The organism is Pedobacter humicola (assembly GCF_056490705.1).
The window spans coordinates 240,552-265,287 of the sequence record NZ_JBWJIG010000008.1; the positions used below are offsets into that span (position 1 = coordinate 240,552).

A 24,736-nucleotide genomic window follows, 5' to 3' on the forward strand; every position below is an offset into this window, starting at 1 on the left:
TGTACAGATTAAAACTGTAATGACAATAGACTGACACAAATTTTTTATCAAATACAACTAAAGGTTGTAAGAATATCTGTTTCAGATTCTTTCTACTGCATTTAGATGATGCTGATCAACCTAAAATATTGTCAGCAGAATGATTAGCTAAAACATAGTAATGCTACAATATGTTAGTTTTTATACATTAATCATCACTTTATGAAAAAGTTAAACAAAAATAGTTCGAAAGAAGACCTTGAAAATATAAAAACCGGCGACACCGTTAAGGATGACACCGGAAAACAAGGAGAAGTGGCCAACATTGAAATTCTAAATCGCCGTTTTGAAAAACAATACTACTATAAGCTGAAAAATGACGGCACTATATTGGTTATTAAGTAACATTTGTTAATCGACTGGCGCTAAGTAATTAAATATTTTAATCCTATATTTAGTTAAGTAAAACGATTTAACAAATTTTAAAAAGATGAAAACAAAACATTTTATTTGTTTGGCTTTTATAGCTGCCTTTGCTTTTGCCAGTAGTTTTACTTATAAAGCACCCGCAGACGAAAGCAATGTGTTTTTTAAGATCGATACCTTAGCCAAAGATTTATCTGTTCCTTGGCAAATTACTTTCTTGCCTGACCGCAGCATGCTGTTCACCGAACGTCCAGGTGTGGTCCGCCTTTACCGTAACGGTAAGCTTCTCCAAAAACCAATTCTTCAGGTAAATGATATCAAAGCAGAAACTAAAACAGGGCTCTTAGGAATGGTGATCGACCCCGCTTTTATCAAAAATCATTTTATCTATCTCGCACACAATTATGGAGCGGATAACCGCCTATGGCTCCGAGTGGTTCGATATGAATTCAAAAATGATACCCTTATCCATCCAAAAACCTTAATTGAACAGATTCCGGCGGCAAGAAACCATACTGGCTGCAGATTGGTTTTCGGACCGGACCAAAAACTCTATATCTCCACCGGCGATGCCGACCAACCCATTCTGGCGCAGGACCTTAAAACCTATAATGGAAAAATTTTAAGGATAAATGCGGACGGAAGTATTCCTGGCGACAATCCTTTTGTGAAAAACGATACCGCACGTAAAGAAATCTGGTCTTACGGGCATCGAAACCCCCAGGGACTTGCTTTCGAACCCAACACCAAGCAGCTTTATGCGACAGAACATGGGCCAACCGGTGGTGATGAGGTGAATATGATCGAAAAAGGAGCTAATTATGGATGGCCTGTTATCCATCACCAGGAAACTAAAACCGGGATGATTACACCTTTTCTGGAATACACGCCATCAATTGGCCCGTCAGAGGCCAGGTTTTATAGGGGAAAAGCCTTTCCTCAACTCAATAACAACCTTCTGGTGGCCTGTTTAAGAGGCGAATCTATTTTAAGGATTGAAATGGATAACGGTAAAGTAGTTAAACAGGAAGTATTGCTTAAGAAACAGTATGGTAGAATCAGATCATTAGTTGTAGGTCCCGATGGATACATCTATGTATCAACATCAAACTTTGATCTTCCAGAAAGCAAAGGGGAACGGCCTTACGATATGATACTCAGGTTGAGCCCTTCAAGTATAAAAGCCGGTCAGTTTGCCCAAAATATTTCATCGAACAATAAAGCAGCAAACACTGCAGTTACCCCTGCCACAATGTTCAAACAGCTTTGTGCATCGTGCCATGGCGAAAAACTACAGGGAACCGAAACCGTTTATAGTCTTATAGGCAGTAACTTTAAACATGGTCCAGATAAACAATCAATCGTTAACAATATTACCAACGGTATCATTGATAAGGGCATGCCTGCCTGGAACGGTGCCATTAGTAAAAAAGATATCGAAAATCTGGCTGATTATATATTAAAGGCAACAAAGCGTGAGAAATAAGTTTTAAAAGTGAAAATTAAATTATTTTGTCTTTCAATTCAATCCTTCTGTCATTCAAGTTATAAATTCGCATAAATTTTGATACAATACCTGATCCTAAAAAACAATATTCTATATTTATTAAAAAATCCCTCAACCAAATAGATGAAAACAACCTTTACGCTATTGTTATCTGCAATCGCAGTTCTACTTATTTCAGCAACCACATTAAGCAAAAAGACTTACAAAAACGGAACTTTTAATTTAAAGACTAAAAACAAAATTGATACGCCAGACCAGGACCGTTTTGTTAAGGTTACCCTTGCTCAGGGAGAATTTACTGAACCCACTGAGATGACTATCCTCCCAAATCTTGATATTTTAGTGGCCCAGCGCAGAGGAGAAGTATTAATTTATAAAAACCTGACCAAAAAAATCAAAGAAGCGGGCAAGCTTGATGTGTATTTCAAAACAAATACGCCTGATGTAAATGCAGAAGAAGGTTTATTGGGAATGGCCGCAGATCCTAAATTTGCAGTAAACCAGTACATCTATCTTTTTTACAGTCCCTTTGACAAATCGGTAAACCGCTTATCCAGGTTTAAACTGGTTAATGATCAGATTGTTAAAGCATCAGAAAAAATTATTTTAGAATTTTATTCTCAACGCGAAATCTGCTGCCATACAGGTGGATCTATCGCCTTTGGATCAGACAACCTGCTTTATGTTTCAACTGGTGATAACTCTACTCCTTTTGATGCGCCAAAACAACAATATGTAAACAAAGGCTATGCCCCGCTTGATAACAGAAAGGGATTTGAACAGTACGATGCCAGAAGATCTGCTGGTAATACCAACGATTTACGGGGAAAAATATTGAGGATTAAAGTAAATGAAGATGGTACCTACAGCATTCCTGATGGTAATCTTTTTCCGAAAAATAATCCTAAAACGAAACCCGAAATTTATGTAATGGGCGATAGAAACCCTTATCGTATTTCGGTAGATCAAAAAACGAATTTTGTATACTGGGGCGAAGTTGGACCAGATGCCAGCAACGATGATGCTTTGAGAGGCCCAAGAGGTTATGACGAAGTAAACCAGGCACGTAAAGCCGGTAATTTTGGCTGGCCATTATTTATAGGCAATAACTACCCATACAAGGCCTACGATTACACCAATGGGGCCAACGGCAATGCTTTTGATCCTGCTAAACCAATTAACAATTCGCCAAACAATACTGGCTTAGAGCAACTTCCGCCAGCACAACCGGCATATATCTGGTATCCTTATGGCGAATCAGCAGAATTCCCACAGGTTGGTGCAGGCGGACGTACCGCAATGGCTGGCCCGGTTTATTATGCAACTGCAAATTCGCCCTATCCAACTTACTACAACGGAAAGCTGATTATTTATGAATGGGTTCGGGGATGGGTGAAAGCGGTAACGATGAATGCCCAGGGCGATTATGTAAGTATGGAACCGTTTATGGCGAAAGTTTCTTTAGCGGCGCCTATCGATATGGAATTGGGACCAGATGGAAAAATATACGTTCTTGAATATGGCAAAGGTTGGTTTACTAAAAACCCTGATGCCGCCATTACCAGAATTGATTATTTAAAAGGAAACAGACCACCGTCGGTTGAAAGCCTAAATATTGCCAAAACAAGCGGATTGCTTCCTTATAAATTAAGCGCAACCGTTACGGCTAAAGATCCAGACGGAGATGTGTTAACCTACGTTTGGAACCTGGGAAAAGGAATGACCAAAACAACTACTACACCAAGCCTACAATACACTTTTACTAAAGCGGGCGAATATGCGGTAAGTGTTACCGTGATGGATAAAAGCAAGGCTTCGGCAAAAAGTCAGGTGATTCCGGTTTTCGCCGGAAACGAACATCCTAATGTTAGTATCGATTTGGCTGGCAATAAAACCTTCTATTTCCCAAATAAAGTCATTGATTATAAGGTTTTGGTGAGCGATAAAGGCGCGAAGGTAAACAATAGCCATATTTATATCTCCAACACCTATACCGAAGGATCGGATTTAGCCGGGGCACAACTGGGGCACCAGCAAGCCGCACAAACCATGGTAGGCAGAGCATTGATGTTAAAAGCCGATTGTAGTACCTGCCACAAAGAATCGGCAGTTTCTATCGGTCCGGCCTTCGACAAAATTGCTGCAAAATATAAAAGTGATAGTAAAGCTTCTGATTATCTGGCGTCGAAAGTGATTGGCGGTAGCCAGGGTGTTTGGGGAGAAGTACCCATGCCTGCACACACCGCGATGAAAGAAGCAGATGTGAAGAAAATAACCGAGTGGATTATGACATTGGGCAATAAAGAAACCGTTAAAGCTTCACTTCCAACCTCAGGAAAAATTGTACCACCGGCAGCAACAGATAAAAAGAAAACAGTATTCACCTTAAAAGCCACTTACACTGATGCAGGAGGCGCAGGTTTAAAACCGCTAACCACTACAAATGCAATCAATCTGAAAAGCAGTATTATTGATGCAGACGATATTAAAGATTTTGGAGGCTTTGAACGCAAAGATATTTATGGTGGCGAAAAACTGGTTTTAACAAAAGATAATGGTTGGATCGCTATTAAGAATGTAGATTTATCCGGCATTTCCGGCTTTGGTTACTCCTTTTTAAATCTTGATCCCGGATCAGATGGTGAAATCGAAATCAGATTAGACGACAGTAAAGGTATCATGATCGGAAAATCAACTTTTAGGAAAAGTATTCCGGTTAATATGATCTCAGATGGAAAATTCCATGCACTTTATTTTGTATTCAAAGAACTAAAAACCGGCGACAAAAAGAACCGGCCGATTATCCAATCGATTACAGTAGAGCCTAAATAATTTAAATATACTATTGTGCCCGAAATTTATTTACAATAGGTTTCGGGCTTTTTATTGTAAAAAAATATCGTTTGATACCCTTCATTAAGCCAGCAATAATATCTTTGCAGCAAATTCGAAGGATTTCCATGCAGAACATTAAAAACATTATTTTCGATTACGGAAACGTAATATTTGATATAGATTTCAGAATTGCGCAAGCATCTTTTCAAAAACTCGGCATTACCGATATCGAAAACTTCTTCGCCCATAAAGCACACAATCAATTATTTGATGATTTTGAAACCGGCGCAATTTCTCCGGCCGAGTTCAGAACAGGAATCAGAAAAGCAGCAGATAAACCAGAGCTAACAGATCAACAGATTGATGAGGCATGGAACAGCTTGTTGATCGGAACTATTCAGGAAAACCACGATTTATTGCTCCAGGTAAAAGAAAAATACCGTACGTTTTTATTAAGCAATAATAACGAAATCCATTACGATTGGATTATCAATTACCTAAAAACTACTTTTAAAATCAATAATTACGACGATTATTTTGAGAAAGCCTATTTTTCTCAGCATATGAAACTGCGTAAACCCAATACCAATATTTTCGAACAGGTATTACAGGAAAATAACCTGGACCCTGCAAAAACCTTGTTTATTGACGATAGTCCGCAACATATAGAAGGGGCTAAAAAAGTAGGCTTAAACACCCTATTAATGACCGAAAAACCTGCTAAGCTCGGAGCCCTTTTAAAAGCAAACGGAATTTTGTAAATTGGTGTATGTCAGAAAAAAAGTTTAAGTCGCTGAAAGAGTTCTACCCTTTTTACTTGTCAGAACACAGCAATACCACCTCACGTATTTTACATTTTATTGGTACAGGATTGGTTTGTCTTGCCTTTTTCACAGGCTTTCTTTTTCACAACTGGCATTTCTTTTTAGCCATACCAGTATTGGGTTATGGTTTTGCATGGGTGGGTCACTTTTTCTTCGAAAAAAATAAACCCGCCACTTTTCAGTATCCCGGCTATAGCTTAGTAAGCGATTTTATTTTATTCTACGATCTGCTTAGCGGCAAACAATCTTTTGTGGTAAAGAAGTAGTTTTCAGTTGGCAATAATCATAACAGGCCTTTGTTAATAAATCCGGATTGGAGCGGTTATACCCGAGTTTCATCGGTATAAAGCGAAAAGCGGGACTGCACAATGCAAAGAATTAAACACACTCATTTTCAAAAAATTGATCGATTCTAAAGTGCGATGGGTGCTGAACTAAATCTGATAACTATCGGATCAGCATGACGATATAAAATAGTTGGCAATTTTCAGTTCGCAGTATCTATTACCACCCAAAACTGAAAATTGCCAACTGTTAACTGAAAACTGGGTTACAGTTTTCTTCTTTTCAATTCTCTTTCAATCAAACCCAACTCACGGCCTGTTTGTCCGGCCACTGAAGTATTTTCTTGTGCCCTCCTGAACAAATAGGGCATTACGGCTTTAATAGGTCCATAAGGGACATATTTTGCCACATTATAATCCGAATCGGCAAGGTTAAAGCTTAAATTATCACTCATTCCCAGCAATTGGGCAAAATATACATGAGGATGGTTATGGGTAATATTCTTTTCTTCTAAAAGGTAGGTTAGTAAACGGCTGCTGTCTTCATTATGTGTTCCGGCAACAATGGCAATTTCTTCAATATGGTCTACACAATAACGCAAAGATTCGTTGTAATCGCGGTCAGATGCTGCTTTATCGGGTTGAATTGGCGAAGGATAACCCATTTCTGCCGCACGTTTACGTTCTTTTTCCATATACGCACCACGTACCATTTTCACGCCCAGAATAAAGCCATCAGCTTTGGCAATTAAGTGGTCGGCTTTCATGTCAGCTAATTTATCATGACGGTACATCTGATAAGTATTGTACACAATAATCCGTTCACGGTTAAATTTACGCATCATATCCAGGGCCAGTTCATCAATGGTATTTTGGATCCAGGTTTCTTCAGCATCGATCATAATCGGCACCCCTTTATCGAAAGCGGTTTTACAGATCATTTCGCAACGCAATTTTACCTTTTCGTATTCTGCCTGCTCTTCCGTTGTTAAAGTTTCTTTGGCATCCAGTTTCTGCAATAAGGCAAAACGACCGATTCCGGTAATTTTGAAAACCGTAATCGGAATTTTGGCGTCGCCATCGGCACGCACAATTGTACGGATAATTTCGGCGCAGGTTTCGTCAAAAACCTGTTCTTCTTCTTCTCCTTCTACTGAATAATCTAGAATGGTACCCACGCCCCCCTTATCCAATTGCTCAATAGCTTTATTGCATTCGGCAATGGTTTCGCCACCGCAAAACTGTTGAAAAATGGTTGCTTTAATCGCTCCCTGAATCGGCAGACCAATATTTAAAAAGAAGTTTGTAATGGCCGGGCCAACTTTGGTAAGAAAATTACTACCGATCATTTTAAAAAGCCAAAATGCTTTTTTCAGTTCGTGGTTGGATTTTTGACGGAAAGCGATTTCCGTATTATCGAAATTAGGTTGTTTGTTGGGGGATAAATCCATTTTTATCTATATAATAAGTCAGATTGGTGCAAAATTATAAAAAGCATTGATTGTTAAAACTAAAAACCTCTAAATAATCGTATTTTTGCATAAAATGATACAATTCAAATTAGAGGGCGAATTTATTCCATTAATCCAGCTGTTAAAAGCAAGCGGATTGGTTGGCAGTGGCGGTGATGCCCAAACCGTTGTTGAAGATGGTTTAGTAAAAACTAACGGCGAGGTCGAATTCCGCAAACGTTATAAGGTTAGAGTTGGCGATATTATTACTTTTGGCGAAAACAAAATAGAAGTTATTTAATGGAACCACTAACCAGCGCAGGCCACACCCTTTATTTCGAAAGTAATCTTGAAACATTAAAAACGTTGTTAGGAAGCAATACGTACAGCAAAGTTTTTGTATTGGCCGATGAACATACCAGCGAAATCTGCCTGCCCCTATTTCAATCGCTTTTAGATGATTTTTCTGAATTTGACCTGATTGAAACTTCTGCCGGTGAGGAAAACAAAAATATCGATTTTTGTATCGGGATATGGAAAACCCTGTTGGATTTTGAAGCCGATCGCAAAAGTTTAATGATCAACCTGGGTGGTGGTGTAATTACTGATATGGGCGGATTTATTGCCTCTACCTATAAAAGAGGAATAGATTTCATCAATGTCCCCACTACCCTGCTATCGCAGGTTGATGCGTCGGTAGGTGGTAAAACCGGAATCGATATCGATAATGTCAAAAACATGGTGGGTACTTTTGCCTTACCTCAAATGGTTTTTATCGAAACCGCATTTTTGAAAACACTACCACAGCGCGAACTTTTATCTGGTTTTGCTGAAATGATCAAACATGGTTTAATTTATGATAAGCCGTATTACGAAAAGCTAAAAGAGAGCAACTACCTAACACCTTCTGCCGAAGACATTTATCGTTCGGTAGAAATTAAAAATGAAGTGGTGACCATCGATCCGCAGGAGAAAAACCTGCGTAAGATTTTAAACTTTGGACATACGATTGGACACGCTGTAGAAGGTTATTCTTTGGCTAATGACGAAAATCCATTAACACATGGTGAGGCCATTGCCATTGGTTTTGTTTGCGAAGCCGCTTTATCGATCAAAAACAGTACCCTAACAAAAGAAGAACTGCAAGATATCAGCGAATATATTTTATCATTATATCCTAAATACCACATCAAAAAAGAAAGTTTCGATACACTTTTAGAATTGATGCAAAGTGATAAAAAGAACGAAGATGGAAACATCCTGTTCTCACTTTTAGAAAAACAGGGCAAATGCACGTTTAACTGCCGTGTAAGTACTGCCGACATTTTAAGCAGTTTAGATTATTATAACAGTTTGTAAAAATGAATTTTACCGGAAGTGATATTTCTGTTATCGGGCTATTTGGTTTCGTGATCGTTTTAACCTTGGTTGAAATGTATTTCAGTTACCAGCACGACAGAAAGTTATATACCAAACGCGACACCTGGACCAACATCTACCTGATGACGGCCGCTGTGGTGATCAATTTAGGCACAAAAACATTCACGTTTTTCTTGTTGGCCTATTGTTACCAATTCCGTTTGTTCCAGATCTCCAATGTTTGGGTGTACTGGATTGTATTGATTTTAGCTCAGGATTTCTTATACTGGTTCCTGCATACCGTAGGCCATTATGTACGTTTTTTCTGGGCTATGCATGTTACACACCATTCATCAGAACATTTTAACCTCACAACAGGTTTCCGTTCAACCGTATTCGAACCTCTATACCGTGTTTTCTTTTACCTGCCACTGGCATTTATGGGATTTACTGCGGTTGATATTCTCTTTGCCTATCTGGTTACACAAATTTATGGCAACCTGGTACATACACAATACAACATCAAGTTCCCAAAATGGTACGAATATATTTTCGTAACACCTTCTCATCACCGTGTGCACCATGCCAGCAACGTGCGTTACCTGGATAAAAATATGGGTATGGTTCTTATTCTTTGGGACAGGTGGTTTGGAACCTTTCAGGAAGAACTGCCAGAAGATGTAGTGAAATATGGTTTAACTACACAACCCGAAGATACAGGTGCCGTAAATATTATTTTCCATGAATTTATTGCGTTAAAAGCTGATGTGAAAAAAGCACCAACTTTTATAGATAAAGTGAAATATATCTTCAATCCACCGGGATGGAGCCATGATGGAAGTACTAAAATTGCCAAAATTATGCAGCAGGAGTTGCGCGAGGAGGAAAAAAGGAATTACGAAGCATTACAACAACAAAAAATAAAAGGACTAAACGATCGAGGGGAGTTAAGTTCTACAGGATAAAAAAACCTAAAGGTCTGTGTTTCCACAGACCTTTTTTGTTAACTTTTTTTTATCCACGGATGCACGGCAAAAACGGAGGATACCTCGTATTTCAAAATGCTGTCATTCTGAGAAATAATTTATTGGATGATAATTGATAGATTAAGGAATATGATTGAGAGAGAAACCGTCATTTCCGTAGTGTAGAAATTTATAAGTTTCATCCAAAAAATTATGTTCAATGTAGATCTCGCTCCCGACTTACGTCGGGACTAAGCTTCAGTCGAGATGATGGATCCAAGAGCCTCAACCATATAAAAATCCGTTTTTAAGCTATTTTAAATAACAAAAAGACCAATTTAGAAAACAGACCGCTATAAACAAAATTAAATTTTATTGAAAATAATTTGATTTTCCTATTGACAAATAAAATTTTGTTACTACATTTGGCTCAACAAAAAAAAGAAATGCAAAATACAAACACATATTACTTTGGTTACTTTTACTATTTTAGTAAGAGCCGGGGCTAATATGCAAAAAGATATATCACAATATTAAAATGTATAAGAAAGTCCCGGCAAACAGCCGGGACTTTTTTGTTTTAACACAAAAATGGAAACGACAAAACGAGTAGCAATTCAGGGTATTAAAGCATCTTTCCACGAAGAAGCCGCATACAAATTCTTTGGTAAAGACATCGAAACCGTAGAGTGTAATTCTTTTAAAGAGACCTGCGATAAACTGGAGAAAAATGAAGCTGACTTTGTGGTAATGGCTATCGAAAACTCTATCGCCGGCAGTTTATTACCAAACTACACACTGATCCGCGATTATGGTTTTTCTGTTGTAGGTGAAGTATACTTGCCAATCCAGTTGCACTTAATGGCGTTACCAGGTGTAAAGTTTGAGGAGATTAAAGTAGTTACTTCTCACCCGATCGCCATCCGTCAATGCATCGATTTCTTTTACGATTACCCTCACATTAAAATTGTGGAAAGCAATGATACCGCCGCCTGCGCCAAACGTATACAGGAAGAGAAATTAACTGACACTATGGCCATTGCAAACAGTTTAGCTGCTGAACTTTATGGCTTAAACATTTTAGAACGCCGTGTAGAATCGAATAAGAAAAATTATACCCGTTTTCTTATCCTTAAAAAGGATAAAACAGACGAAGGAAAGAAAATAAACAAAGCATCAATCTGTTTTCAGGTTGGGCACAAAGCAGGCTCATTGGCTACGGTTTTAAACATTTTCGCCGAACAAGACGTAAGCTTAACAAAAATACAATCTATGCCGGTTTTAGGTAAAAGAAATGAGTATTACTTTTACGTCGACTTAGAGTGGCCGAGTACCGAAAAATACGATAAGGCCGTTAGAAAAGCATTAAAATATACATCCAACTTTAATATCCTCGGCGAATATCAAAAGAACGATAAAGTATAAAAAAGTCGGGAGTCCGAAGTCAGGAATCCAAAGACTAATAGCAGAACATTCAACTTGTAAATAATAAAATAATTAAAATATAACTCCAGATTTCCTACTACGGGCTCCGGACTTTAAACAAACCCATCATCATGAAACTTAATTTAAACATTCAACCTTTAAACACCTGGTTAAACGTAAACAACGAACCATTAATCATTTCTGGTCCTTGTAGTGCAGAAACTGAAGAACAATTATTAACCACAGCACATTTATTGGCTGCTACCGGTAAAGTATCGGTATTGAGAGCTGGTATCTGGAAACCGCGTACCCGTCCGGGAGAATTCGAAGGTATCGGAAGTATCGGTTTAGAGTGGTTAAAACGTGCTAAAGCAGAAACTGGTTTACCAACAGCTGTTGAAGTTGCAAATGCAAAACACGTTGAAGAGGCTTTAGCCGCAGGTGTTGATATCCTTTGGATCGGTGCCCGTTCTACTGTAAATCCTTTTACTGTTCAGGAAATTGCGGATGCTTTAAAAGGACATGATGTTCCGGTATTGATCAAAAACCCGGTTAATCCTGATTTGCAATTATGGATCGGTGCAATCGAGCGTATTAATGGTGCAGGAATTACTAAAATCGGTGCTATTCACCGTGGTTTCTCTTCATTCGAGAAAAGTTCTTTCCGTAACGAACCGATGTGGGAACTGGCTATCCAGTTAAAAACACTTTGCCCTGAATTACCGATCATCAACGATCCAAGTCACATTTGCGGTAACCGTGAGTTAATCCCTTACATCTCTCAAAAAGCATTGGATTTAGATATGCAAGGTTTAATGATCGAATCACATGTTGATCCTTCAGTGGCCTGGACAGATGCTAAACAACAAGTTACGCCTGCTGCTTTGGCAGAATTGGTAGACCGTTTAACGGTACGCGAACCAGAAGCACCAAACGAAGCTTTCGCTGATAAATTAGCTGATTTACGTAAATCGATCGATAAAATCGACGATATCTTATTGCAGAAATTAGGTGAGCGTATGGCTATCGTTGAAAAAATCGGTGAATTTAAACGCGATAATCAGGTAACTATTTTACAGGTTAACCGTTGGGATGCCATCATTAAGAAAGGTCACGCTTTTGCAAAAGCTTTGAAATTAGATTTAAACTTTACCGAAAAATTCCTAGAATTGATGCACGGCGAATCGATCCGCAAACAAACTGAAATTATGAACGCAGGCAAATCTGAACAAGGTATTGCTGCTGAGCAACATACTGAAGTTAAAGCTTAATCAGATGGAGGGCTAGAAGTTTAGGATATATGGTAAACTAAATCCTAAAAACAACCTCTACAAATAACATGATTAATGTATTGTCAGCTATTTTCAGCTGACAATACATTTAAGAATAAAAACAGAATAAAATGTCGAAAAACGCCTTAGTTTCTTTTAAAGGAACCAAGAATATTGATACGGAAATCCAATTAACAGGTTCGAAGAGCGAATGCAACAGGGCCTTAATTATTAGCGCTTTAAGCAAGAAACTGGTAAAAGTTGAAAATCTTTCCAATGCGGCGGATACGGTAACATTGAATGGAATTCTCAATAAGCTGGGAGCTGAGAGTAGTGAGTTGGGAGAAGATCCCAAACTGAAAACTGCAAACTCCGAACTGGTTGACGTTGGTCCTGCAGGAACAGCGATGCGCTTTTTATCAGCGTATCTTTCAGCCAAAAACGGAAATTTCCTGTTAACGGGAACTGAGCGGATGAAACAACGTCCTATTGGTATTTTGGCTGAGGCTTTAAAAACCATTGGGGCGGATATTTCCTATGCCGAAGCAGATGGCTTCCCCCCATTAAATATTGTTGGCCCATTAAACCAAAAAACCGCTAAGGTAAAAATCAAAGGTGATATCAGCAGTCAGTATATTTCAGCATTGCTGATGATTGCACCTATCCTACCGCAAGGTTTGACTTTAGAAATTGAAGGTGAATTGACCTCGAAGCCATATGTAGACATGACTTTAGATATGCTAGCAGAAGTTGGTATTGACTATAGTTGGGAAGGAAATTCAATTTCGATTAAACCACAGGCTTTTAAGCCAGGTACTTTGGTAGTAGAACCAGATTGGAGCGCCGCATCTTATTGGTACAGTGTTGCAGCCCTGGCTGATGAGGCAGAAATCAGTTTACCAGCTTTAAAAGAAAAAAGTTTGCAGGGTGATAGCCAAATTAAAAATATCATGAAGATTTTTGGTATCTCCACAAGCAAAACCGATAAGGGAATAGCCATTAGTAACTTAGGCTTGTCCTTAGATACCAAAGAAGTTTTAGATTTAAAAACCTGTCCCGATTTAGCACAAACCATCGTGGTTATTGCTGCTGCTCTGGGCAAAAATATGGCTTTTACAGGTTTAGAAACCTTAAAAATAAAAGAAACCGATCGTATTGCAGCCCTTCAAAACGAATTGGCTAAAATAGGTGTCACTTTTACTGAAGATAATCTGGTTTATACTTTAAATACAGACGATCTTCATTTCCCGGATAAAGTTACCTTTGCCACCTACGAGGACCACCGCATGGCCATGGCTTTTGCTCCCCTTGCACTAATGATCAACGAAGTTGAAATTGAAGAAATGCAGGTAGTAGAAAAATCTTATCCATATTATTGGGAAGATTTGAAGAAAGCTGGCTTTGAAGTGAGAGAGATATGAGACACGAGATTTGAGACACTAGAAGTGAGACTCAAGAAATAAAACAACAATAATAATCTAACCAGATTTGGGTGCAATTTGAGGAGAAAATTTTCAAATCTAATATCTCAAATCTAACATCTAAACAATGAAGTTCAGATATGATAAAAGGAATAATACTCAAATCTCCTATCTAACTTCTCACATCTAAACAAATATGGCAGGCAACTCATTCGGACAACTATTTCGCATCACCACTTTTGGTGAATCTCATGGCGTGGCCATTGGGGTAATTATTGATGGCTGTCCGGCGCAATTGGATATCGATATGGATTTTATCCAATCGGAACTGGATAAACGTAAACCGGGTCAATCCAAAATTACGACACAAAGAAAAGAAAGCGATACGGTTCAGATTTTATCGGGCGTGTTTGAGGGGAAAAGCACGGGAACGCCCATTGCGCTTTTGATTCCTAATGAAGATCAACGATCAAAAGATTATGGTCATAATATCGATGTTTACCGTCCTAGCCATGCCGATTATGTGTATGATGCGAAATATGGAATCCGCGATCACCGTGGCGGTGGCCGTTCGTCTGCACGCGAAACGGCAGCCCGTGTAGCGGCAGGTGCTATTGCCAAACTATTTTTAAAACAGCAGGGCATCGAAATTTTCGCACATGTAACCTCAGTGGGCATCATCGAGGCGCCAAACCTGGAAAGCAATGATTTATCGGCTTTGCTACAGATTAGGGAAGAAAATATTGTGCGTTGTGCCGATCCGGCAACAGCACACGAAATGATTGAATTTATTGATTCTGTTAGAAAAGACGGCGATACCGTTGGCGGAAAAATTGGTTGTGTTGTAAAAGGTTGTCCAGCCGGCTTAGGTGAGCCTGTTTTTGATAAATTACATGCCGATTTAGGTAAAGCAATGCTCAGTATCAATGCGGTTCATGGTTTCGAATATGGCTCTGGCTTTGCGGGAAGCGAGTTAAGGGGATCTCAGCACAATGATATTCCTCAACCAAAAGCTGCGCACTCAAAAGTATTTAAAACCACTACCAACTATGCTGGTGGTATTTTAGGTGGTATTTCGAATGGTATGGATATTACTTTCAAAGTAGCTTTTAAACCAGTGGCTACCATCATGCATAACCAACAAACCATTAATGCTGCTGGCGAAGCTTCTGAAATCAAAGGAAAAGGCAGGCACGACCCATGTGTGGTACCAAGGGCGGTAGTCATTGTTGAGGCAATGGCTGCATTGGTTCTGGCAGATCAGTTTTTAAGAAACAAGGTAAGCACCATCTAATTTCGGCCATGAGATTACTCTCCATTTTATTACTATTTGTCAGCCTCAATACTTTTGCACAAAGCTATTCTGAGCAGATTTCAAAACATCGTGAAGAATACAAGCAAGATTTTATTAAGGATAACAATTCACCGCTCAAAAAAAAGGATCTGCAAAACCTTCATTTTTATGAGGCGGATAGCACCTATAAAGTAATAGCTGAAGTAGAATTACTTAAAAATGAAAAGGTTTTCAAGATGCCAACTTTTAATGGTACAAGCAGTGATTATTATAGGTATGCGCATGTAAACTTCAATCTTAACGGCATAAAAATACAAATGACTTTATATAGAAGTGTATCTTTATCTACCAACCCGGTTTATAAAGACCACCTCTTTTTGCCCTTCACCGATGAAACCAACAAAAAGGAAACTTACGGTGGTGGCCGGTATATTGATCTGGATGCAAAAGAAATTGTAGACGGTCGCATTGAAATCGATTTTAATAAGGCTTATAATCCTTATTGTGCCTATAGCGATGGTTATCGCTGTCCGGTGCCACCAGAAGAAAATGATTTATCTTTAGCCATAAAGGTTGGCGAAAAATTATACTCAGGAGAAAAGAAACACCGAAAATAAGCTTCTGGAAGACGTTTATCAAAAAAAAATACTTAGCATATGTGATAATCCACATTTTAACGTAAATTAGGGGCTTTAAGCGTAGATTAGTTTTCCCTGACTAAAATACATAACTCTATCCCGACATGACGTACAGCTGTTTAATCGTTGATGATAACGAAATAGAAAGAGATGCAATAGAAATGCACCTTAAAAAAATTCCATCATTAAATATTATAGCAGTTTGCAGTAACAGTATAGAAGCTTCACAAATTTTATCCAGGACCACAGTAGATATTGTGTATTCAGATATTGATATGCCCGAGCTATCTGGCATGGATTTATTGAAAAGCCTTAAAAAACAGCCTTTATTTATCTTTATCACTTCATTTAGCGAGTATGCTGCAGAAAGCTTTAATCTGGATGCTTTAGATTTCATTGTAAAACCAGCCACTTTCGAGCGTATATTAAAGGCAACGAATAAAGCCATTGAATATCTTGAGCTGAAAAAACTTGTAGGAAAAGAAAAAGATTACGATGATCCTTCTACCAATGACGAAGGAGCTGATCATTTCTTTTTCAGGGAAACCAAAGGGATCACAAAATTAAAGTACGACGATGTGATCTATATCGAAAGTATGGGCGACTTTTCTAAACTGTTTACCAGTACCGACAAACACATTATTTTGGTTAGCCTTAAGAACCTTGAAAAACAATTGCCATCTAAAATATTCTCCAGGGTACACAAGCAATATATCATCAACATCAATCATATCACTACCTTAACCAATCATGAAGTGCACTTAGGCCATAATTTTCTGGTGCCAATCAGCGCATCAAACAGACAGGAGTTATTGGAAAAATCTATTGATAAGAAAATTCTATCGAGATTTTTAAAATAAAAAACTATTTCTTCAATACAATTTTAAAATAACTACCACCTGCGGGGTTAATATTAGCAGTTATTTTACCGTTCATCAAGTCAATAAAAGTCCTGCAAAGTAATAGCCCTAAACCTGTACCTTTTTCTTTATTCGTACCCAAAGTGCTTACACCAACACCAAGATAACCTGGTTGATTAAAATGATCTACCTGAACTGAGGTTAAACCAACACCAGTATCGGAGATTTTAATTTCTAAGTGATTTTCCAGATTAACTGTTGTAACCTCTATTGAACCTTCACTGGGCGTAAATTTTATAGCGTTGCTAATAAGATTACGGATCACCAGGCTTAACATATTTTCATCTGCATTGCAAATGCTATAACGTGGCACTAAATTCCTAATAGTCAAATTCTTTTGATCTGCATTATCCAATAAAGAATTGATGACTTCTTCTGTTAAATGATGAATATCTAAAGATTCTAAATACGGATTGAAGCCCTGCATCTGACTAGCAGCCCAGTTTAACAGGTTCTCCATCATGGTAGAGGTATAAATTAAGTTGTTTTTAAGCGATGCCGCATAACTGCTTAATTTCTCCTGTTCAATATTACCGCCTTCTAACAAGTGCATAAAGGAAATCAGTGAATTTACAGGTGTACGCATATCGTGACTTACTACACTGAAAATACGGTCTTTAACCTTACTCAACTGCTCCAACTCACGTTTCTGATTATTGATGATTTTATTCAGCCTCGTTGTTTTTCGCTGATTCAAAAAGATAACGACTGCAATAATTAAGATTAGCGTGGCGGCAATCGTGAGAAATATTTTCACACGTTCATCAAATTTAATCTGTTGCTCTTGTTTACTGATCTGTTTGTCTTTAATGCCTGCCGCAATCTGAGACTGAAATTTAACACTGGCAAATTTGCCCTCCTGCGCCAAACGTTGAATATCAAGATCGGCTTTTGCCTTCTGAAAGGTCAATAAATCCAAGGCTTTTTCCTTATCGCTTAGCGCCAATTGTTGTCTTCTTAGTACAAGTTCCTGCTCCTGTCTTTTTAACTCTGCTTCAGTAAGCTTTTGCTTCATTAAATAATCGCGTTCCTTTACACCAAAATCAAGCTGCATTTGTCTCCTGGTGATCTCTTTTTCTTTCTCCTGATCAAAAATTTTGTCTCTTGCAGCTATATATTGCCTGTAATAAGCTAATGATTTATTATACTCCTTTTGTTTTTCATAAACCGCACTCAAACCCAAAGCAGCTTGTTTTTCTATATCCAAGAACCTATTTTCTTCACCAATTTTCAAACTACTGGCCAGCAAAACAATGGCATTTGAAAAGTCGTTTTCTTTTTGATAAAAGTTACCCAACGCATATAAGCTTGAAGCATATGCCTCTTTGTTATCGCCAGATTTACTTAACTCAACTGATTTTTGATATGATTTTAATGCGGCATCTTTTTGTCCTATAATGGTATACAAGTTGCCAAGATCGCGTTTCACTGTAGCCACAATGCCAATATCATTTATCGCTTCTGCTACCTTGAGCGACTTATTATAATACTCTAGCGCCAGTTTAATTTTCTGATCTGGTAAAACATTCATTTCCTTTAGCATGTGATCAGATGCCTCAAAATAATTTGTGCCAATCAGTTCATAAACAACCGCTACTCCCCTGCTATTTTCTCCTTCCTTTGCAAACCCCTTTAAGGCCATATTCATATAAACCAATGCCTGGCTTTGGTTACCCAAACTCTGGTAAATGGTAGAAATATTGGTATAACAGCTGGCCATATCGCTTTCGTTCCCCAATTTCTCATAAATAGCAATGGCTTTTTGGTTCATTTCTAACGATTTTACATAGTCGGGAATACTGCCATACAATGCACCAAGGTTGAGGTAAGTACCAGCTTCCATATCCAGATTACCAATACTTGAAAATTCGGAAGCTGCCATCAAATAGTTTTCTTCTGCCTTTTGATAATTAGACCTTCGATGATACATCAGGGCCCTTTGATAATAGGCCATTGAAGAGAATTTTTTAAGGTTCTTTTCGTGAGAAAGCCGAATTGTTTTATCTAAATATTCTTCAGCTTTATCTATGTTCCTAATTCTCATATATTGACGGTAAACTTCTGTCAATATTTTAATCTTGGTCGAATCCGATTTTTGGTTCTTTTGGTTTAAACTTAAAAGGCTATCCAGTTTTTTTTGTGGCGCACTATTCTGTGCAAAACTGATACCATGAGAAAACAAAATCATTAAAAGCGAGACACCTGTTATTAAAAAAATGCCACAGATATTTATCTGTTTATTAACAACGTATTGCTTCATCTTCCAACAAAAACTAATCATCTTTTTTATTAGAAAATACACACAAAAAACCTTGAAAATTACAGTGTTTCAGAATTGGGATGACGCAAAACATACTGAAAATAAAAAATTTTGTTTGATTTTATAAAAGTATATAAAAATCCTATTACAATTAACCGAATTTTTACCCTATTAATAAAAAAACAAAATTCTTTACATTACTTACCCATACATTCGCTTAAAACTAACAATTTGATATAAATTAATCCAGTCATTTAAACTAAATTAAAAGAGTGCTGGATATTTTGTCGGATTTGCATCGTGCATCATCTGGTAAATTGTTTCAATTACATCATCAACTGAAGGTTTACTGAAATAATCGCCGTCCGAACCAAATGGTGGTCGGTGCGCTTTAGCCGATAATGTTATTGGCTGTCCATCCAAATGGAAATATCCTTTCTGTTCTTCCAAAATCTTTTGCAGGATATAGGCTGATGCACCTCCGGGAACATCCTCATCTACCACCAATAATTTATTGGTTTTTGAAAGCGAGTTTACACAGACATGGGTAATATCAAAAGGTAAAAGGGTTTGTGGATCAATAATTTCGACCGAAATGCCTAAAAGTGCCAATTCTTCGGCTGCTTCCTGTACTATTCTTAACGAAGAACCATAAGAAACCACAGTAATATCACTTCCTTCTTCTAAAATTTCGGCCTTGCCTAATGGAACAGTAAAGTCGCCTACATTGCCAGGCAGTTTTTCTTTTAAACGGTAACCATTTAAGCATTCGATCACTACTGCTGGTTCATCAGCCCTAAAAAGTGTATTGTAAATTCCTGCGGCCTGTGTCATATTTCTAGGTACACAAAGATGTAAACCTCTTAAAGAGCCCAATAGCATACTAATTGGTGAACCCGAATGCCAGATTCCTTCCAATCGGTGACCGCGCGTACGTATGATAACCGGTGCCTTTTGAATCCCTTTGGTTCGATAAGAAAGTGAGGCTAAATCATCACTCAATACATTTAAAGCAAATATCAAATAATCAAGGTATTGTATTTCAGCAATAGGTTTTAAACCACGCATGGCGAGGCCAATGCCCTGGCCCATAATAGTCATTTCTCTAATGCCGGTATCGGTAATTCTTAATTCACCGTATTTGGCCTGTAAACCTGCAAAACCCTGATTTACATCACCAATATTCCCTAAATCTTCACCAAATGCTACCAAACGTTGATCGCGGGCAAAGTTTTCGTTAAAACAGGCATTAAGCACCTCCCTACCATCAACCATTTTGGATAGCTCATCGTAGATGGGATCTATGACAGCTATGTTTGCCGGACTTTCTTTACCATCGGTATGTAGTTTAGAATTGTACTTATCGTGATTAAGTGTGCCTTGATTTTTATACCAGTTTAACAGTTCATCGCGCTCGGGCGAAGGGTAATTAGCCGATAAACGGATAGCTTTACGTGCGGCAACAAAAACCTCTCTACGTTGCGCATCCGCAATCGAAGCTAAATTAGCTGCAATTTTAGCCAGCTCAGGCTGATGTTTGGCCACTCCACTGATCAGATCTACCACTTGTTTATGCTCTGGCTTAATACTATCTAAAAACTCGTTCCAGGCTTCTTTTTGAGCATTACGGACAAATATTTTAGCTGCTTTTTCGATTTCAGCAATTTCTTCTTCAGTAGCTATGGCCGAATCGAGCATCCAGGCACGCATTTTCAGGATGCAATCGTGTTCGCTTTCCCAGGTTAAACGTTCTTTAGATTTATACCGCTCGTGAGAACCAGATGTAGAATGTCCCTGAGGTTGAGTAAGTTCGGTTACATGGATTAAAACCGGTACATGCTCCTCCCTACAAACCTGTATGGCTTTTTCGTATACTTCGCATAGCGCCGGATAATCCCAGCCCTTTACTTTATAAATTTCAAATCCTGGTTGTTCAGGCTCACGCTGAAAGCCTTTTAAAACCTCTGAAATATCTTCTTTTGTCGTTTGATATTTTGCCGGAACCGAAATTCCGTAAGCATCATCCCAAATGGAAATGGCCATAGGGATCTGCAAAACACCTGCAGCATTAATCGCCTCAAAAAATACCCCTTCTGATGTTGAGGCATTGCCGATGGTACCAAAAGCGACCTCGTTACCATTAACAGAAAAATGCTTTAAATAATCGAGTTCTCTGTTTTCCCTGAACAATTTAGAGGCATAGGCCAAACCCACCAAACGGGCCATCTGGCCACCTGTTGGCGAAATATCTGATGAGCAGTTCTTTATCTGTGTTAAATCGTTCCAGCTGCCATCTTCGTTAACTGATTTTGTGGCGAAGTGACAGTTCATCTGCCTTCCGCCGGAGAATGGGTCGGCTCCATCAGTGGGATTTGCATAAAGCTGGGCAAAAAATTCTTTTATAGTCGAAATGCCCGTTGCAAAGGCAAAAGTTTGGTCGCGATAGTAGCCCGAACGCCAGTCTCCATTCTTAAAAGCTTTCGCCATTGCCACTTGAGGAACCTCTTTACCATCGCCGAAAATACCAAATTTTGCCTTGCCTGTTAATACTTCTCTCCGGCCTAGAATACTGGCCTGCCTACTCTCATAGGCTATTTTATAGTCGCTTATAACGATTGATTTAAAATCATCAAAACTTAATTCGGAAGCATCAATAGCATTGGTCATCAATTTTTCATTCGGCATAGTAATCAAAGATTGGTTGTGGCAAATATATACAAAATTAAAAGTTTGCCTTTATCCTTGATTGTAAAATTATATATTGAATTGTAAAATAATAATTGGAATAGTTTTTGTTTTAATAGGAAAATATTAAATTTGTTTTAGAATTAAAATAATAAATTACAACCACATAACATGAAAAAGATCTTAGTATTATTCGCTTTTGTATTAGGTTTTGGTATTGCGGCAAACGCACAGGCTAAACCTGCTGAATTTAAATTTGAAGCTGAAACACATGATTTCGGCAAAATCGTATTAAACAAACCAGTAACTTACGATTTCAAATATACCAACATTGGCGAAGAGCCATTAATTATTACTAAAGCTGAAGCAAGTTGCGGATGTACAGTACCTAAATACACCTCTACACCACTGAAAAAAGGTGAAACCGGTGTGATTTCAGTAACTTTTAATGCTGCTGCTGGTCCCTCTACTTTTTCTAAAGCGGTAACCATTACTTCAAATGCTAAAACACCAATTAAAGTGCTTTATATTAAAGGCGAAACTGTTGCTGCAGCATCAAAATAATTTTTTAACCGATAATATTTAAAAAGTCCCGATTTTCATCGGGACTTTTTTATTTTTGTGCCATGCCAAAAATTTCACAAAAAGGTGTGCAGATGCCTGCATCACCAATCAGAAAATTAACTCCATTTGCAGATCAAGCTAAAAAAGATGGTAAAAAGGTTTACCACTTGAATATTGGTCAGCCCGATATAGAAACACCCGAAGGAATGCTGAACGCCATTAAAAACATTGATTTTAATGTTTGGGCCTACACTCCATCGGAAGGTACACTTGCCTACCGTTTAAAACTTACCGAATACTACAATAAACTGGGTTACAACATCACGCCCGAAAATATACTGGTAACTGTTGGTGGCTCAGAAGCCATTACCATTGCCATGCAGACTTGTGTAAACGAAGGAGATGAAATTATCATTCCAGAGCCTTTTTACGCCAACTACAATGGTTTTGCCTGTATGAGCAATGTGGTGGTAAAACCGATTCTATCATATATCGAAAATGGCTTTGCGCTCCCTCCAATTGCAGAGTTTGAAAAACTGATTACCGAAAAAACCAAAGCCATTATTATCTGTAACCCAAATAACCCGACAGGTTATTTATACTCAAGAGAAGAATTAGAAGCTTTAAAAACGCTTTGCGTTAAATACGACCTATTCCTATTCTCAGATGAAGCTTACCGCGAATTCTGTTACGATGGAAGGGAATTTATTTCGCCAATGCATTTAGACGGTTTAGACGAAAATGTTGTGATCATGGATACCGTTTCTAAACGTTATAGCGCTTGTGGAGCACGTTTAGGTTGCTTAATTACTAAAAATAAAGAAGTTATAGCTTCAGGATTAAAATTTGCACAGGCCAGATTAAGTCCGGGCATGGTAGAACAGATTGCCGGAGCCGCTGCTGTAGATACACCAGATAGCTATTTCGAAAAAGTAAATACCGAATATACTTTGCGCCGCGATACTTTGGTTGGCCGGTTAAATCATATTGATGGCGTTTTCTGTCCTAATCCGGGTGGTGCATTTTACGTAGTAGCAAAATTCCCTATTGATGACGCTGATCAATTCTGTCAGTGGATTTTAGAAGAATTTAGTCACGATAACCAAACGGTAATGATGGCGCCAGCTACAGGCTTCTACTCTACTCCGGGCTCGGGTAAAAATGAAGTGCGTATGGCATATGTATTAAATACCGATGATTTAAGTGCCGCAATGGATTGTTTGGAAGTAGCACTGCAACAATATCCGGGCAGACGGGTATAGTTTTCAATTGACAGTTTGTAATTTTCAGTTTTAGATGCCAAATATTAGTGTACAGCTATTATTTGGCATTTAATTTGTATATTTGCAGTTCGGTTTACAAACTGATTACTCAAAACTGTAAACTAAAACCTGGGGCCGTTCTTGGATTTGACGGGGTGGCGAAGGTTATGTTAGCATGCAGTGCGTTGTTCGGAGAGCACTTAAAGTGAACGATCACATTTTAGTTGGCGAAAATACTTACGCCTTAGCTGCTTAGTTTAGAACTAACTAGCTTTTGTCCCTCTAACTGCTGCATTGTTGGGTTAGAATCCGGGGCATCGAAACAACAAAGCTGGCTTTAAGGAGATACGACTTAAAGTGAGACAAAGTATCTAAGGATTTAAATAAGGTCGGTTTTCAGCCCGTTTATTTCCCGAAAATCAATTGAAAAATAAGCATGTAGAAGGTATAATTTATCTCACAACTGGACAAGGGTTCGACTCCCTTCGGCTCCACTGGAATCAGTAACAAAATTCACCAAAAAACACTAAAAGCCTGCAAATCAATGATTTGCAGGCTTTTAGTGTTTTTTGGCATTTAGTGGCTTTTTTGACCAAAAAACGCATATGCGAGGTGAGTCAAGCGGTGAGTCAGACTACGAAAGTTTTGGACTCACCGCTTTTGACCATAACTAACTGTAATACAGCTAGTTTACCAAGTAAACATCTTGACTTTTTTTGATTGCAATCTTAACTTTATTTCACTTTTAAGATTACTTTTATGAAAAGAAATTTCAGTTTACTTTTCTTTCTAAAGAAAGGAAAAACAGATCACGATGGTAACTCTTCTATCTACATGAGGATTACAATCGAAAAAAAACGTGTTGATCTTGCTACAGGAAAACAATGTGCAGACAACGACTGGGCAAATGGAAAGGTCATTGGAAATTCCGCAATGGCAAAAGCTATTAACCTCTATCTTAAACAGCTAGAATCCAGGCTGCATGAATCGCATAGGAATCTTCTAATGGCTAGGGAAGATGTAACTGCTAAAAGTCTTGCAGATAACTTCTTGGGAAAAGGAACACAAGTTAGAATGCTTACCGATGTATTTGAGGCCCATAACAATGAAATGCAACAATTGGTAGGCATTGAATTCGCACCAATGACATTGATACGTTATCAGACTGCGTTGAGACATATTAGACAATATCTAAAGGAAAAACATAAATCCAAAGATATCGATATCCGAAAGATCAACCATGAGTTCTTAACCGACTATGATTTCTTTTTAAGAACGACAAGAAAATGCAATAATAATTCAGCGGTTAAATACATCAAAAACCTTAAAAAAATCATTAAGCTCTGCCTGGCTGTGTATTTCAGTG

General features: G+C 38.2%; 20 protein-coding genes and 1 other RNA gene. 18 read left to right on the forward strand and 3 right to left on the reverse strand.

Going from position 1 to position 24,736, the window contains the following annotated elements; translation table 11 throughout:
* Nucleotides 1-201: 201 nt before the first annotated feature.
* The 5 genes from AC04Q1_RS14725 to AC04Q1_RS14745 all read left to right on the forward strand — a co-directional run bounded on the left by AC04Q1_RS14725 (nt 202) and on the right by AC04Q1_RS14745 (nt 5,837).
* A complete protein-coding gene (locus tag AC04Q1_RS14725; RefSeq protein ID WP_478365351.1) occupies nt 202-384 on the forward strand; it encodes a hypothetical protein in 183 nt (60 codons plus the stop codon).
* Nucleotides 385-469: 85 nt separating this feature from the next.
* Nucleotides 470-1,891, forward strand: a complete 1,422-nt coding sequence (locus AC04Q1_RS14730; protein WP_478365352.1) for a PQQ-dependent sugar dehydrogenase — start codon at nt 470-472, stop codon at nt 1,889-1,891.
* A gap of 144 nt (nt 1,892-2,035) precedes the next feature.
* Nucleotides 2,036-4,744 carry a PQQ-dependent sugar dehydrogenase gene (locus tag AC04Q1_RS14735; protein WP_478365353.1) on the forward strand — a complete coding sequence of 903 codons (2,709 nt, stop codon included), beginning with the start codon at nt 2,036-2,038 and terminating at the stop codon, nt 4,742-4,744.
* A gap of 128 nt (nt 4,745-4,872) precedes the next feature.
* The gene (locus AC04Q1_RS14740; RefSeq protein ID WP_478365354.1) at nt 4,873-5,508 is read left to right on the forward strand and encodes an HAD family hydrolase; all 636 of its coding nucleotides are present in this window, start codon (nt 4,873-4,875) and stop codon (nt 5,506-5,508) included.
* A gap of 8 nt (nt 5,509-5,516) precedes the next feature.
* Nucleotides 5,517-5,837 carry an Mpo1-like protein gene (locus AC04Q1_RS14745; RefSeq protein ID WP_131530742.1) on the forward strand — a complete coding sequence of 107 codons (321 nt, stop codon included), beginning with the start codon at nt 5,517-5,519 and terminating at the stop codon, nt 5,835-5,837.
* A 284-nt stretch (nt 5,838-6,121) separates the two neighbouring features.
* Here the strand turns inward: AC04Q1_RS14745 and AC04Q1_RS14750 are convergent, their stop codons facing one another.
* A complete protein-coding gene (locus tag AC04Q1_RS14750) occupies nt 6,122-7,306 on the reverse strand; it encodes a proline dehydrogenase family protein (RefSeq protein ID WP_478365355.1) in 1,185 nt (394 codons plus the stop codon).
* Nucleotides 7,307-7,400: 94 nt separating this feature from the next.
* Between AC04Q1_RS14750 and AC04Q1_RS14755 the strand changes: the two genes are divergently transcribed.
* From AC04Q1_RS14755 to AC04Q1_RS14795, 9 genes are all read left to right on the forward strand, one after another.
* The gene (locus AC04Q1_RS14755; RefSeq protein WP_029275915.1) at nt 7,401-7,607 is read left to right on the forward strand and encodes an RNA-binding S4 domain-containing protein; all 207 of its coding nucleotides are present in this window, start codon (nt 7,401-7,403) and stop codon (nt 7,605-7,607) included.
* The gene (gene aroB / locus AC04Q1_RS14760) at nt 7,607-8,665 is read left to right on the forward strand and encodes a 3-dehydroquinate synthase (RefSeq protein WP_478365356.1); all 1,059 of its coding nucleotides are present in this window, start codon (nt 7,607-7,609) and stop codon (nt 8,663-8,665) included. The genes AC04Q1_RS14755 and aroB overlap by 1 nt, the downstream gene beginning before the upstream one ends.
* A 2-nt stretch (nt 8,666-8,667) precedes the next feature.
* Nucleotides 8,668-9,630: a sterol desaturase family protein gene (locus tag AC04Q1_RS14765; protein WP_478365357.1), complete on the forward strand. Its 963-nt coding sequence runs from the start codon at nt 8,668-8,670 to the stop codon at nt 9,628-9,630.
* A gap of 591 nt (nt 9,631-10,221) precedes the next feature.
* Entirely contained in the window at nt 10,222-11,055 is an 834-nt protein-coding gene (locus AC04Q1_RS14770; RefSeq protein ID WP_478365358.1) for a prephenate dehydratase, read from the forward strand.
* Nucleotides 11,056-11,186: 131 nt separating this feature from the next.
* The gene (locus AC04Q1_RS14775) at nt 11,187-12,326 is read left to right on the forward strand and encodes a chorismate mutase (protein WP_025142774.1); all 1,140 of its coding nucleotides are present in this window, start codon (nt 11,187-11,189) and stop codon (nt 12,324-12,326) included.
* Nucleotides 12,327-12,457: 131 nt separating this feature from the next.
* The gene (aroA, locus tag AC04Q1_RS14780) at nt 12,458-13,747 is read left to right on the forward strand and encodes a 3-phosphoshikimate 1-carboxyvinyltransferase (RefSeq protein WP_478365359.1); all 1,290 of its coding nucleotides are present in this window, start codon (nt 12,458-12,460) and stop codon (nt 13,745-13,747) included.
* A gap of 196 nt (nt 13,748-13,943) precedes the next feature.
* A complete protein-coding gene (gene aroC / locus AC04Q1_RS14785; protein WP_478365360.1) occupies nt 13,944-15,041 on the forward strand; it encodes a chorismate synthase in 1,098 nt (365 codons plus the stop codon).
* 8 nt (nt 15,042-15,049) lie between these two features.
* On the forward strand, nt 15,050-15,658 hold the full coding sequence (locus tag AC04Q1_RS14790) for a DUF1684 domain-containing protein (RefSeq protein WP_478365361.1): 609 nt from the start codon (nt 15,050-15,052) through the stop codon (nt 15,656-15,658).
* Nucleotides 15,659-15,783: 125 nt separating this feature from the next.
* Nucleotides 15,784-16,539, forward strand: coding sequence for a LytR/AlgR family response regulator transcription factor (locus AC04Q1_RS14795; protein WP_478365362.1), 756 nt, complete (start codon nt 15,784-15,786; stop codon nt 16,537-16,539).
* Nucleotides 16,540-16,543: 4 nt separating this feature from the next.
* Here the strand turns inward: AC04Q1_RS14795 and AC04Q1_RS14800 are convergent, their stop codons facing one another.
* Nucleotides 16,544-18,643: a tetratricopeptide repeat-containing sensor histidine kinase gene (locus tag AC04Q1_RS14800; protein ID WP_478365363.1), complete on the reverse strand. Its 2,100-nt coding sequence runs from the start codon at nt 18,641-18,643 to the stop codon at nt 16,544-16,546.
* A 480-nt stretch (nt 18,644-19,123) separates the two neighbouring features.
* Nucleotides 19,124-21,544, reverse strand: a complete 2,421-nt coding sequence (locus tag AC04Q1_RS14805; RefSeq protein WP_478365364.1) for an alpha-ketoacid dehydrogenase subunit alpha/beta — start codon at nt 21,542-21,544, stop codon at nt 19,124-19,126.
* A gap of 171 nt (nt 21,545-21,715) precedes the next feature.
* On the opposite strand from AC04Q1_RS14805, the gene AC04Q1_RS14810 reads away from it, so the two are divergent.
* The 4 genes from AC04Q1_RS14810 to AC04Q1_RS14825 form a co-directional block, all read left to right on the forward strand.
* A complete protein-coding gene (locus tag AC04Q1_RS14810; RefSeq protein ID WP_478365365.1) occupies nt 21,716-22,108 on the forward strand; it encodes a DUF1573 domain-containing protein in 393 nt (130 codons plus the stop codon).
* Between the two features lie 62 nt (nt 22,109-22,170).
* Nucleotides 22,171-23,370, forward strand: a complete 1,200-nt coding sequence (locus AC04Q1_RS14815; protein ID WP_478365366.1) for a pyridoxal phosphate-dependent aminotransferase — start codon at nt 22,171-22,173, stop codon at nt 23,368-23,370.
* Nucleotides 23,371-23,501: 131 nt separating this feature from the next.
* Nucleotides 23,502-23,867: a transfer-messenger RNA gene (ssrA, locus tag AC04Q1_RS14820) on the forward strand.
* Between the two features lie 262 nt (nt 23,868-24,129).
* Nucleotides 24,130-24,736, forward strand: a 607-nt coding sequence (locus tag AC04Q1_RS14825; RefSeq protein ID WP_478365367.1) for a phage integrase SAM-like domain and Arm DNA-binding domain-containing protein, incomplete at its 3' end; no start/stop codon positions are given.